The following is an 11,828-nucleotide window of genomic DNA, read 5'->3' on the forward strand; positions in this document are numbered from 1 at the left end:
ATTGAGATTTTTTACTTAATTAGCGCTGACCGTTCCAGATACAGAAAAGTTTGATCCTGTAATTTTAACCCACCAACGTGTATCACTATTAATATCAGAAAAAACGAAACTACCTGTTTTTCCTGCGGCGACGTTTGTGGAGCTGTAAGTTCTAAACGTTCTTTCGGCAGATACTTTTATTGCACTTTTACCTTTATTACTCACAGTAACCTTATACTTTTTTGATCCATAAAATTTATAATTTGTATAAAGTGTACCTTTCCCTTTATACGAGCCGTTATAATTATATTTGGTTTTCCCCGTAATTTTTTTATCAGATTTTGGCTTACTAGTACCGTATAATAAATTATTAGCTGGTAGTAAACTTTCAACGGGGTTTTGGTCAAAAATTAAATCTTGGGGTGTAGTGTCATGGATTTCTTCAACCTCAAATGTTGCATTATCATCAGTTATAATTTCTTCAGCCGTGACAGAATTAGGATTTGAAAGTAAGAATCCTAGCAAAACAATAGGTGATGCAAATAATACCTTTTTCATATTAATTACTCCTTTATGTTCAGAAGTTAATTTTGTCACACCACAATGAAAAAGGGAAGATTGAAATTGTAACATATGCTGATTGTCTGTGATTAATTTTGTAGCATTGCTTATTTAATAGTGTTTATACTATGATTTAATCGTGACCAATTATTTAATTTCAGAAACTTAAATTGTACAAGAATGTAATCATAGTATCAAAAAGGATACTTTTTTTTGGTACTATGTTTAGGTTCGGTACTATTAACAGTCTTCATATTATTTCTTCTCGTATTCACTGAAGAAAATCAGAAAAAATTTAGTCCATACTACATTTTAAAAAAATCAGCATATGTATCTTTATTTTTTACGTTTGTCTTTCTGTTTGCGTTTGTGTGTTCAACGCTGAATTAAGAAGCTAATGGTTTTTAGAGAGTACCAAAAAGGATCAATAAAACTTGAATTGCGTTCCAAAATCGATAAAATCGTACACAAATGTCTGAAAAACGTACAAAATTGTACTGAAATGGGCAGCAATGCATAAGATCCAAAAACAATCACAACTGAAGGAGGAAGTAGAAATGAGTAATTCTGTAAAAGAAATTGTAAAGTGGAAAGAAGATAAAAATCAATTTGGAGTAGATGGGTACACATGGTTTTTTAATGAACTAGAAAATAATTATCTATCTAAATTGAATGGTACTCAAAGAAATGTAAGTATGATTAAGATGTATGACTTTGACAAAGAAGCGACTGATTATGTCGTACACCAGCTTTACATTATCAATCAGGGTGCTGCAAGTGAACTTATTGATGAGCTAGGCTTAAAAGAACCATTCATATCTGATGAAAATCAAAAATATCTAGAAGCAAATCTCTAAAATTAATTATCAAAAGATGAAGATTGATCCCAAAAAAAGGGTCAGTAAAAACTAACAATGTTGTTATCAAATAAAAAAAATGCTATACTAAGGGTGCAAATGAATAGCACAGTTAACATTAACCCCCTAGAGAAGTAGGATTCTCTAGGGGGTCTTTTTTGGCTGATGTCGCCGTTAGGATGCTTTACTTCTTGTTTCGTTTATTCAGCCAATACTCGAATAAAGCTACTATTAAGCCGACAAGAAGGGGGCAAATGAAAAGTTCTAGCACAGTTAACACCTCCTTCCAGTCGCAAGACTGTAGGATGGGCGACATTTAATTATAACCTAACTTTTATGTAAAGGCGTTAAGAAATGAAATATTTACTAAAAAAGTGAAAAATAACCTTTCCCAAAAAGGATCTTTTTTGAGGAAATTGTGGACGCATTTTTATCACCATAGTTAAAATTTCTTGTGACAATTCCATCATCTGAATCCTCTCTTTTTGTCTAGTATAAATCTGATTTAGAACAAGAGCAAAATATTAAGGAAAAACTGTTTCTGCCTTTTTCTTTTAAGTCAGTTAGTGGTATGATGGGGAGGTAGAATAATGAATTGGAGTGACTAAAAAATGACAATTGATTGGCAAAAAGAAGTAGACGCACGTAAAGATGCATTATTAGAAGATTTACAAAATTTATTACGTATCAACAGTGAACGTGATGACTCAAAAGCAACAGCTGACGCACCATTTGGACCTGGACCTGTTGCTGGCTTAAAACATATGCTAGCTTATGGCGAACGTGATGGTTTTGTTGTGAAAAACGTGGATAACTATGCTGGACATATTGAATATGGTGAAGGCGATCAAACATTAGGGATTTTCGGACATATGGACGTTGTACCTGCTGGTGATGGTTGGGATACGGATCCTTATGAGCCTGTCATCAAAGATGGAAAAATCTTTGCACGTGGTTCAAGTGATGATAAAGGCCCAAGTATGGCCGCTTATTATGCATTAAAAATTATTAAAGATTTAGGTGTACCATTATCTAAAAAAGTTCGCTTTGTTGTCGGTAGTGATGAAGAAAGCGGCTGGGGCGATATGGATTATTACTTCAAACATGAAGAAACACCTGACTTTGGTTTCTCTCCAGATGCGGAATTCCCAATTATCAATGGTGAAAAAGGGAATGTCTCTTTATATGCTCGTTTTGGTGGATCCAGCGAAGGCGAATATGCTTTAGAAAACTTTAACGCTGGTTTACGTGAAAATATGGTTCCGGGAACAGCGACTGCTGTGATTGCAGTTCCAACTGCCGAAGCAGCAGAAAAAATGAAAGGTGCCTTTAGCGTTTTTGTCAATGAAGAACCAATTTCTGGTGAGTTAGAAGCAAATGGTACGACGGTAACGATCAAACTTGTAGGTAAAGGTGCACACGGCGCTAGCCCTCAATCTGGGATCAATGCGGCAACATTCTTAGCGGTATTCCTAAACAGCTATGCATTTGGTGGCACAGCGAAAGAATTTATCCAAGTTGCAGCAACACTTGTTCACGAAGATTTTTATGGTGAAAAATTAGGTGTAGCCTTTGAAGATGCTAAGATGGGCAAATTAACAATGAACGCTGGTTTATTTGTCTTCAAAAAAGGTGCTGAAGAAGGGAACTTTATGAGCTTGAATTTCCGTTATCCTAAAGGAACAACGGTTGCTGATTTAGAAGCTGGTGTGAAATCTACAGCAGGTGCGATTGGTGCAGACATCGTTCAAGGCGATCGTAACCAAGAACCACATTATGTGCCAGCGGATGATCCATTAGTTGAAACATTATTAAAAGTCTACGAAGATCATACAGGTCAAAAAGGGCATGAACAAATCATCGGTGGTGGAACTTACGGACGTTTACTAAAACGTGGTGTAGCCTATGGGGCAATGTTCCCAGGGTATACGGATACAATGCATCAGGCAAATGAATTTATGGCATTGGATGATTTATTCCGTGCGACAGCTATTTATGCAGATGCTATTTACCGTTTAGCCGTCAAAGCATAAATCGCATTAAAAAAATGCTTATAAAATTATATTGAAATAAAAAATGCAACTACTGTATTCTGTTATTTTACGGATGTAGTAGTTGTATTTTTTTACTGAAATTTTTCCTCTTTTAGTTAAATTGAGAATATAAAATAAAAAAACATTTTAAAGCTCAAGTTGTTACACTAAGTAAATAATGGTAAGATTATTGATAGAATAAATAATCTGAGGTGAACCAAATGTCAAATGGAACAATAAGTTCAGATGTAGGCGTAGCATCTAATTATATAGACCCTATCTCAAGCGCAAAAGATTCAGCACTTGAAACTAGTGTTAACTCGTCTTCAATTAGCTTTTCTAATCTTTCGGTATGTGAAAAAGTAAAGAGTACAAATGGCAAATCATTAACAAATACTAGCCAATACGGTAGTGCACTTTCTAAAGACTTAACAAACTTTACCTTAATTGCTACTACTTTTGCTGAAAAAGATGCGCAAATTGCAAATGGAGGTTAGGAAATGTCAGAAGAAAAGAAAGATAATTTAGATGAGATTATTGCGATTAATCGAGAATTGCAAAATCTGACAGATGATTTAGACGAAAAGAAAAAGCAAACTGAAAAACTTACAGAAGCTGGCGAAATTACCCATCAAATCTATAAAGAAAATACCGATATCTTGGACGAACTCGCTTATTGTTGGAAAGGCGACAAAGCAAATCGGTTTTTACATATGGCTCATGAAGACAATGAACATGAATACAAACAGTCCATGAGAATTTTAGATGATACCCATTCAAATTTACAGCAAGAACAAAAAGCATTAGTTAATAAAGAAGAAGATTTACTAAATAAACAGTTGAAACTAAAACAAGAAAGTCGTTAAAAGGAGGTTCTATTATTGGGGTTGAAAATTAGAGTAAGTGAAATAACTAGCTATTTAGATCAGATAAATACCTCTTTATCTACTAAAAATGATGGTTTAAATCAAATTATGCAAGGTATGCAAAGCTTTATTGGAGCGCCAGAGTTAACTGGTGATGCGTGGTCGGCTGCTAAAAGCTACGCCGAAACTGCCCACATTCCACTTTTAAGGGGACAAATTCGAGCAAATGATGAAATGACAAATGATAATCTAACATTTGCTAGTCGAATAGCTGAAAAGATTGAGAATGAAGAAATTGATGAAGACGCATTAAACCGAATTATTGAACGTTTAGAACAACAAAGACGATCAATATTATATAGAAATAGTTTAATGACAAATAGCCCGTCATTTGGGACAAGAAACGTTAATGCTGATGATGGTTCTAATTCAATTACAATTCAAATTCACCAACTTAGAGAAGAAATTCAGTCAATGTATGATTTAGAGAGTTCTTGTTCTGATTTATATACAACGGCAAATTTGTTGCTAGATAATGTCAGTCAAGGTTTATCTGCACTTTCTAGTACAAATTGTTTTGATAATTCTAACGGTATGTATAGCACCTCTAAGCTAAAACTTGACTGGGCAAAGAGTATTAATAAGGAATGGAAAGATAACTTTGTTTTGCCGTTAGACTATGCGAAACTGGTTCAGGAGATTAAAGATGATAAAAGTTTATCTCCTACCGAAAAAGCCGATAAGATTGCTCGTGTATATGAAGATTACCTTTATTCATTGGCAAAACCTGCGTTTGATGAGTATTGGAAAATTAGAACTGAGTTTCCAAGCGGTTCCCCTGAGAGAGAAGCTGCCGAAGCTGAACTTGCGAAAGTATTGGAGTCTTTAGACATTGACATAAAAGCAGTAGCTAGGAACTTAGGCAATAACGCAATTGATGTATCCGGGAGAAATACTTTAAACTACGAGCAATTTATTAATATGGTAAATACTGGAAAACCTCTTGATTTAAAGTCTAGAAGTTTTGGAGATACCGATTATTCAATCTGGGCAAGAGGATGGACGCAGTATATTGCAGACAATAGAGACTATTTAGGAAATTATCTATTTGGCTATTACGGTCAAGGCTCTTTGCTTATAGATGGAGAAACATTGAAAATAGGTGCTGGTATTGCTCAGATTCTAAGTGATGCAAACAAAGGAGATTTTAAAAAATTATCAGGTTATTTGTTTGGTTTCTCTGTGAGTCCATTGGTAGGCACAGGAATTTGGGCTTTAACAGGTTATGGGGATAATACACAAGACGGTAATATGGTTCAGGAGGGTATTAATGATTTCAAGAAATATTATAAAAATAAGTAGTGTTACTGGAGCTACTATAATTGGATTGGCATTGCTATTCTTTATTTCAAAAGATCAATTACCCATATTTTTCCCTAACCAACAAAAAGAAATTAAAGTGAAGATTGCAGATCACAACATAGAAGCACAAATTCACGTTTATTTGGATAAACAATATAAAGAAAATTTTGAGGTGTCTCTGTATGATACCCGAACAGAAAAAGATATCACACCAAGCGATATAGGAGGAAGTAAATTTACACCAAAAGGAAAATTTTATTATGTATACGATGTTGAAAAGGGAAATAGCTATATAGCAAAAATAAAAAATAAAACCGATTCAATAATTGTTTCTAATATCATAGTTGAAGATAACGGCTAAAAATAAGTAGGGATTGCGGTGACTAAAATCTCTGCCTATTTACATATCCACTTTATAAATTATTATCAATGTGACTAATTTTACTTGATTTGGTTCAATATAATCCCACGAAAATAAAAAATCGAATGAACATGTCTCGCTAATTTGCAAAAAGAAATGTTGAGTTAGTATCTGACGATGAAGATAGTAGATAAAAAAGCCCGCCCGAGCTTTAAAAATGTGATAAGATATTAGCGGGATATTTTTTAAATATCCCTTTTAAACATTAGCAAAACCTGCTTTTGATAAATATGACAAAATACGAGCAAAATTTGGAGCAGATTCTCCTGAAACAGTGGAAGCAGAGAAAAGACTAGCTAGAATATTACAAGGACTTGATGTTGATATTAAAGCAATAGTTAGAAGTTTGGGAAATAATGCGATAGCAGTTTCAGATAAACATGTTCTTGAATTTATAGATATGGTAAATACTAATAAACCTTTAGATTTAAAAAGTAGAGGTCTTGGAGAATCCAATTTTTCAGTTTGGTCAAGACAGTGGACACCAGAATTTATAGTAAAAACAAACGGTAAAGAAGATAACCGTTCTGCTGATTATTTGGGAAACTATCTATTTGGTTACTATGGGCAGGGTGCTTTCATATTGAAAAACGATAATTTAAAATACGGAGCTGGTGCCGCTCAAGGTTTTATTTCGGATAAAGATATTCCAAAATGGATTCAAAATATTAAAAATGGTAACTACGGAGATAATAAAGGTGATGCTGAATTAATACAGAAAGGAATAACTGACTTTGAAAAGTATAATAAAAAAAATTAGTATTATTATTGCATCTATCATAGCTATAATTTTAGTTATTTACATTATTTCAAATGTAGTATTGGTTTATAGGTCGTTATATTTTCCAAATCAAACGAAGGAATTTGAAGTTGAAATTCATGAAAGTAATATTGAAGCCGAGTTTCGTATTTATGTAGATAATAAAGTTGGTGATAAATTACAAGTAACTCTAGATGGAGAAGATGGCAAAAAACTGGAATTAGAAGAGAAAAAAGGAATCGAACAGATCATATATGTTAAAAAAGCTAAAGCTGGGGCAAAGTATATAGTAACAGTAAAAAATAAAACAGATTCATTTGTTTATAGCTATGTTAGCGTAGAAAATAATAATTAATAAAAACCTAGATTATGAATATATTAGATAAAAAGCCCGCCCGAGCTTTAAAAATGTGGTGGGATATTGGCGGGATATTTTCAAAATACCCCTTTAAAATATTGATAAATCAAGGTTTGTAAAGTAGTGCCATTTACCGTTTAGCCGTCAAAGCATAAATCGCATTAAAAAAATGCTTATAAAATTATATTGAAATAAAAAATGCAACTACTGTATTCTGTTATTTTTCAGAGTAGTAGTTGTATTTTTTACTGAAATTTTTCCTCTTTTAGTTAAATTGAGAATATAAAATAAAAAAACATTTTAAAGTTCAAGTTGTTACACTAAGTAAAAAATGGTAATATTATTGATAGAATTAATAAACAGAGGTGAACCAAATGTCAAACGGAAAAATAAGTTCAGATGTAGGCGTAGCATCTAATTATATAGACCCTATCTCAAGCGCAAAAGATTCAGCACTTGAAACTAGTGTTAACTCGTCTTCAATTAGCTTTTCTAATCTTTCAGTATGTGGAAAAGTAAAAAGTACAAATGGCAAATCATTAACAAATACTAGCCAATACGGAAGTGCGTTATCTAAAGACTTAGCGAACTTTACATTAATTGCTACTACTTTTGCTGAAAAAGATGCACAAATTGCAAATGGAGGTTAGGAAATGTCAGAAGAAAAGAAAGATAATTTAGATGAGATTATTGCGATTAATCGAGAATTGCAAAATCTGACAGATGATTTAGACGAAAAGAAAAAGCAAACTGAAAAACTTACAGAAGCTGGTGACATTACTCATCAAATCTATAAAGAAAATACCGATATCTTGGACGAACTCGCTTATTGTTGGAAAGGCGACAAAGCAAATCGGTTTTTACATATGGCTCATGAAGACAATGAACACGAATACAAACAGTCCATGAGAATTTTAGATGATACCCATTCAAATTTACAGCAAGAACAAAAAGCATTAGTTAATAAAGAAGAAGATTTACTAAATAAACAGTTGAAACTAAAACAAGAAAGTCGCTAAAAGGAGGTTCTATTATTGGGGTTGAAAATTAGAGTAAGTGAAATAACTAGCTATTTAGACCAGATAAATACCTCTTTATCTACTAAAAATGACGGCTTAAATCAAATTATGCAAGATATGCAAAGCTTTATTGGAGCGCCAGAGTTAACTGGTGATGCGTGGTCGGCTGCCAAAAGTTACGCCGAAACTGCCCACATTCCACTTTTACGTGGTCAAGTTCGGGCAAATGATGAAATGACAAATGATAATCTAACATTTGCTAGTAGAATAGCTGAAAAGATTGAGAATGAGGAAATTGATGAAGACGCATTAAACCGAATTATTGAACGTTTAGAACAACAAAGACGATCAGAAATAGTTTAATGACAAATAGCCCGTCATTTGGGACAAGAAACGTTAATGCCGATGATGGTTCTAATTCAATTACCATTCAAATTCATCAACTGAGAGAAGAAATACAATCTTTACATGATTTAGAGAGTTCATGTTCTGATTTATATACTACTGCTGATTCATTGTTAGATAATGTAAGCCAAGGTTTATCTGCACTTTCTAGTACGAACTGCTTTGATGGCTCAAACGGCATGTATAGCACTGCTAAGCTAAAACTTGACTGGGCAAAAAGTATTAATAAGGAATGGAAAGATAACTTTGTTTTGCCATTAGATTATGCGAAACTCGTTCAGGAGATTAAAGATGACAAGTCTCTTTCTCCAACTGAAAAAGCCGATAAAATCACTCGTGTATATGAAGATTACCTTTATTCGTTGGCAAAACCTGCTTTTGATGAATATGATAAAATACGAGCAAAATTTGGCGCTAACTCCCCCGATGCGATCGAAGCCGAGAAGAAACTTGCAGGAATATTACAAGGGCTTGATATTGATATTAAAGCAGTAGCCAGAAAATTAGGCGATAATGCTATTGATGTCTCTGGTAAAAACACGTTAAACTACAAACAATTTATTGATATGGTCAACACAGCAAAACCACTTGATTTGAAGAGTAGAACTTTTGGAGATTCAAACTATTCAATTTGGGCAAGAGGATGGTCAAAAGGAATCGAAGATCGTAGGGACTATTTAGGCAATTATCTATTTGGCTATTTCGGACAAGGCGCTTTGTTCTTCAACGGTGAAACCCTAAAAATGGGTGTTGGCGTTGCTCAAATTCTAAGTGATGTAGCTAAGGGTGACCCTAGTAAGCTAAGTCTATTTGCTTATTATTTTTCCAAAGATTTTACTAGTGGTGTAAGTGCTTGGAAAGCGAATGGGTATGGCGATAACGAAGGTGACGGCTCTGCTTGTTCAGGAGGGTATCGATGACTTTAAAAAGTATATTAAAAGCAAGTAGTATAATTATTGTTATTTTACTTTTCTCGCTTGTCTTCTTCATAGTCCCAAAATACAACGGGCAGAAGTACTCGCCTAACCAAGAACGAGAATTTAAAATAAAAATATCTAAAGATAATAATGAAGCTCAAGTATTCATTTATGTTGATAAAAAACACAAAAAGGATTTCTCCGTAAATTTATATGACAATCAAACACAAAGAATGTTAAAACCATATAATATTGGCGAGGATAGATTCACTCCAAAAAATAAGTTCTATTATGTTTATATTGTAGAAAAAGGTGAAACTTATACTGTTAAAATTAAAAATGAAACTGACTCAACAATAATCTCAAATATTATAGTTGAAGATAATGACTAAAAACAAATAGAGCTTGCAGTCATCGCTAGCTCTATTTATTTTTGACCTTAAAATTTGTAAAAGCTTATCTTTCACTGAGTTTAAATTTTATTATTAAGATTTGTTTTATGAAAGTTGCTTATTCCAGCTTATTTCCGAAGGGGTTGCTTCTGCTTCTACCGTTTATTCGGATTTTAGGTGACTGGATTGTAACTCATAGAGCCAATAAAAAAAAAAGTAACTTCTGGTTTCAGTCATTTTACTGAGATAGTAGTTGCGTTTTTTATTGTTAAATCATTTTGTCGTCTTATAATTTGTATAGTTGAAAACGAGAGCCATCAAGATGCCAATAGGTTAGTGGGCTATGATCATTTAGCGAAAGTTCGATAAATTCGTGTATCCTATCGCTTTGCAATAATAGCTTATTTTCATTTGTATAAATTGGAAGTAGGTTAAATTTATAGGGAATATTATATCTTTTATTAGTAACAAAAGCTATTTTATTATTATAACTGATATTTAGATAGTTCCTTTTGTTCGTTAAGTGATCAATATAGTAATAATCTCCAATGAAATGTGAAATTATATCGTTGGAAAATGACTTGATTTGATAGCTGTTTGTTAAATGTAATTTTATTCCATTGATAATTTGGCAAATTTCTTTTGTAATCGTTGTCACAGGTATAATGTCTACATTTGATAGTAAGATAACAATTAACTTTTGTTTGTCTAATATTTTGATACTTGCTTCAAAACCATCTATATCCCCTTTATGCTGTATACATGGCTGTCCTTCAATTTCAGTAATATCCCAACCACAAGCATAGGTTGCATTAAAAGCAGAAAGATATTTTTCATAAGAAGATGTGGAAATAAGTTTACGATCTAAAATAGCTTGTCCCCATTTTAACAAATCTCCAGTTGTAGAGTACATACCAAAGGCACCAGTTGGAAAAGTCATATTTGTTTTTGCGGTTTGAATTTCAGATGTCCAAAAACTATAGCTATCTGCTAGTTTTTTAATAATGTCAATATCGTTCATACATCCGCTATTAAACATTTCCAAAGGAGTTAAGATAAATTGCTTCAAACATGATGCATAGCTTTGTCCCGTGACTTCCTCAATTATTTTAGTCAGAATAAGGTAATCTGTGGAAGAATAAGAAAACTTTGTTCCAGATTTAAATAATGATGGTCTATTGAGAGAATGTTTGATTAAAGTATCAATTCTCTGATTTAAACGCATTGTTTTTTCATAGTAATCAGGTTCTGAGACAAAATCTGGAATCCCAGAACTACAAGTCAAACAATGATAAATAGAAATTTCTTCATTAATTGAAAGAGTTGGAAGATATTTTTTAACGGGTTTGTGAATATCTAGAGAATTTTTTTCATAAAGTATAAAAATAATCATACTAGTAAAAGCTTTTGTTAATGACCCAATTTTAAATCTAGTTTGCTGGTCATTTTTCATTCCCATTTCTATATTAGCGAAACCATAACTATTTTGAAAAATTGCTTTTCTATTTTTGTATATTGCTAAATTTCCTTGTAGATAATGATGTTTTTGATAAAAATCTATCCAGTTATTCAAGGAAGACGTTATTTTGTTATTGTTCATTATGTACACCTTTCTCCAGAGTGAATATATCATGTTTGAGATTATTTAAAAAGTCATTTAATAGTAAATTTTTAGTAGGATATATTGGAAATATCCTACTAAAATATCAGTAGTGCCATCTTTGCCAATAAATGTAATTTTACATTCAATGATATAGCCTTGAATGATATAGCAATGTGGGAGTTGAGCTTTTAGGTAAAAAACTTACTAAGCTTGAGTTGGTTATTGTAGAAAAAGCATTAACTTGTTCAGGTTTTATATAAAAATACTTATAGAAATATAAATTAATTGCTGGTAG

At 32.7% G+C, this 11,828-nt stretch carries 16 protein-coding genes; 13 read left to right on the top strand and 3 right to left on the bottom strand.

The genetic code is table 11. The features are described from left to right. Positions 1-15: 15 nt before the first annotated feature. Positions 16-537 carry a hypothetical protein gene (locus AC4BBR_RS01195; protein WP_490460790.1) on the bottom strand — a complete coding sequence of 174 codons (522 nt, stop codon included), beginning with the start codon at positions 535-537 and terminating at the stop codon, positions 16-18. A gap of 560 nt (positions 538-1,097) precedes the next feature. Here AC4BBR_RS01195 and AC4BBR_RS01200 point away from each other — a divergent pair. Further along, a complete protein-coding gene (locus tag AC4BBR_RS01200) occupies positions 1,098-1,397 on the top strand; it encodes a hypothetical protein (protein ID WP_490460791.1) in 300 nt (99 codons plus the stop codon). 184 nt (positions 1,398-1,581) lie between these two features. Here AC4BBR_RS01200 and AC4BBR_RS01205 read toward each other — a convergent pair whose 3' ends face one another. Then, entirely contained in the window at positions 1,582-1,713 is a 132-nt protein-coding gene (locus AC4BBR_RS01205) for a type I toxin-antitoxin system Fst family toxin (protein ID WP_490460792.1), read from the bottom strand. A 295-nt stretch (positions 1,714-2,008) separates the two neighbouring features. Between AC4BBR_RS01205 and pepV the strand changes: the two genes are divergently transcribed. From pepV to AC4BBR_RS01265, 12 genes are all read left to right on the top strand, one after another. Continuing rightward, complete coding sequence (pepV, locus tag AC4BBR_RS01210) at positions 2,009-3,430, top strand: dipeptidase PepV (RefSeq protein WP_490460793.1); 1,422 nt, start codon at positions 2,009-2,011, stop codon at positions 3,428-3,430. Between the two features lie 221 nt (positions 3,431-3,651). Further along, positions 3,652-3,927 carry a TIGR04197 family type VII secretion effector gene (locus tag AC4BBR_RS01215; protein WP_490460794.1) on the top strand — a complete coding sequence of 92 codons (276 nt, stop codon included), beginning with the start codon at positions 3,652-3,654 and terminating at the stop codon, positions 3,925-3,927. A gap of 3 nt (positions 3,928-3,930) precedes the next feature. Then, positions 3,931-4,296 carry a DUF3958 family protein gene (locus AC4BBR_RS01220; protein ID WP_490460795.1) on the top strand — a complete coding sequence of 122 codons (366 nt, stop codon included), beginning with the start codon at positions 3,931-3,933 and terminating at the stop codon, positions 4,294-4,296. Between the two features lie 15 nt (positions 4,297-4,311). Then, the gene (locus AC4BBR_RS01225) at positions 4,312-5,658 is read left to right on the top strand and encodes a T7SS effector LXG polymorphic toxin (RefSeq protein WP_490460796.1); all 1,347 of its coding nucleotides are present in this window, start codon (positions 4,312-4,314) and stop codon (positions 5,656-5,658) included. After that, positions 5,627-6,019: a hypothetical protein gene (locus tag AC4BBR_RS01230; RefSeq protein WP_490460797.1), complete on the top strand. Its 393-nt coding sequence runs from the start codon at positions 5,627-5,629 to the stop codon at positions 6,017-6,019. The genes AC4BBR_RS01225 and AC4BBR_RS01230 overlap by 32 nt, the downstream gene beginning before the upstream one ends. 334 nt (positions 6,020-6,353) lie before the next feature. Further along, on the top strand, positions 6,354-6,839 hold the full coding sequence (locus tag AC4BBR_RS01235) for a hypothetical protein (protein ID WP_490460798.1): 486 nt from the start codon (positions 6,354-6,356) through the stop codon (positions 6,837-6,839). After that, entirely contained in the window at positions 6,814-7,194 is a 381-nt protein-coding gene (locus tag AC4BBR_RS01240) for a hypothetical protein (protein ID WP_490460799.1), read from the top strand. The genes AC4BBR_RS01235 and AC4BBR_RS01240 overlap by 26 nt, the downstream gene beginning before the upstream one ends. Before the next feature lie 377 nt (positions 7,195-7,571). Further along, complete coding sequence (locus AC4BBR_RS01245; protein ID WP_490460800.1) at positions 7,572-7,847, top strand: TIGR04197 family type VII secretion effector; 276 nt, start codon at positions 7,572-7,574, stop codon at positions 7,845-7,847. 3 nt (positions 7,848-7,850) lie between these two features. Next, the gene (locus AC4BBR_RS01250) at positions 7,851-8,216 is read left to right on the top strand and encodes a DUF3958 family protein (RefSeq protein WP_490460801.1); all 366 of its coding nucleotides are present in this window, start codon (positions 7,851-7,853) and stop codon (positions 8,214-8,216) included. A 15-nt stretch (positions 8,217-8,231) separates the two neighbouring features. Next, the gene (locus AC4BBR_RS01255) at positions 8,232-8,579 is read left to right on the top strand and encodes a T7SS effector LXG polymorphic toxin (protein ID WP_490460802.1); all 348 of its coding nucleotides are present in this window, start codon (positions 8,232-8,234) and stop codon (positions 8,577-8,579) included. Beyond that, positions 8,579-9,541: a hypothetical protein gene (locus tag AC4BBR_RS01260; protein WP_490460803.1), complete on the top strand. Its 963-nt coding sequence runs from the start codon at positions 8,579-8,581 to the stop codon at positions 9,539-9,541. The genes AC4BBR_RS01255 and AC4BBR_RS01260 overlap by 1 nt, the downstream gene beginning before the upstream one ends. Continuing rightward, on the top strand, positions 9,538-9,930 hold the full coding sequence (locus tag AC4BBR_RS01265) for a hypothetical protein (protein WP_490460804.1): 393 nt from the start codon (positions 9,538-9,540) through the stop codon (positions 9,928-9,930). The genes AC4BBR_RS01260 and AC4BBR_RS01265 overlap by 4 nt, the downstream gene beginning before the upstream one ends. Before the next feature lie 286 nt (positions 9,931-10,216). Here the strand turns inward: AC4BBR_RS01265 and AC4BBR_RS01270 are convergent, their stop codons facing one another. Continuing rightward, positions 10,217-11,530: a serine hydrolase domain-containing protein gene (locus AC4BBR_RS01270; protein ID WP_490460805.1), complete on the bottom strand. Its 1,314-nt coding sequence runs from the start codon at positions 11,528-11,530 to the stop codon at positions 10,217-10,219. Between the last annotated feature and the right edge of the window lie 298 nt (positions 11,531-11,828).

The sequence above is a fragment of the Enterococcus sp. AMC1251 genome, from assembly GCF_058216535.1.

What these genes read in the sequence shown, in the direction of transcription:
- AC4BBR_RS01245 (WP_490460800.1), top strand. Translation starts at nt 7,572, where the DNA reads ATGTCAAACGGAAAAATAAGTTCAGATGTAGGCGTAGCATCTAATTAT.
- AC4BBR_RS01220 (WP_490460795.1), top strand. Translation starts at nt 3,931, where the DNA reads ATGTCAGAAGAAAAGAAAGATAATTTAGATGAGATTATTGCGATTAAT.
- AC4BBR_RS01260 (WP_490460803.1), top strand. Translation starts at nt 8,579, where the DNA reads ATGACAAATAGCCCGTCATTTGGGACAAGAAACGTTAATGCCGATGAT.
- AC4BBR_RS01215 (WP_490460794.1), top strand. Translation starts at nt 3,652, where the DNA reads ATGTCAAATGGAACAATAAGTTCAGATGTAGGCGTAGCATCTAATTAT.
- AC4BBR_RS01230 (WP_490460797.1), top strand. Translation starts at nt 5,627, where the DNA reads ATGATTTCAAGAAATATTATAAAAATAAGTAGTGTTACTGGAGCTACT.
- AC4BBR_RS01195 (WP_490460790.1), bottom strand. Translation starts at nt 537, where the DNA reads ATGAAAAAGGTATTATTTGCATCACCTATTGTTTTGCTAGGATTCTTA.
- AC4BBR_RS01250 (WP_490460801.1), top strand. Translation starts at nt 7,851, where the DNA reads ATGTCAGAAGAAAAGAAAGATAATTTAGATGAGATTATTGCGATTAAT.
- AC4BBR_RS01270 (WP_490460805.1), bottom strand. Translation starts at nt 11,530, where the DNA reads ATGAACAATAACAAAATAACGTCTTCCTTGAATAACTGGATAGATTTT.
- pepV (WP_490460793.1), top strand. Translation starts at nt 2,009, where the DNA reads ATGACAATTGATTGGCAAAAAGAAGTAGACGCACGTAAAGATGCATTA.
- AC4BBR_RS01265 (WP_490460804.1), top strand. Translation starts at nt 9,538, where the DNA reads ATGACTTTAAAAAGTATATTAAAAGCAAGTAGTATAATTATTGTTATT.
- AC4BBR_RS01200 (WP_490460791.1), top strand. Translation starts at nt 1,098, where the DNA reads ATGAGTAATTCTGTAAAAGAAATTGTAAAGTGGAAAGAAGATAAAAAT.
- AC4BBR_RS01205 (WP_490460792.1), bottom strand. Translation starts at nt 1,713, where the DNA reads ATGTCGCCCATCCTACAGTCTTGCGACTGGAAGGAGGTGTTAACTGTG.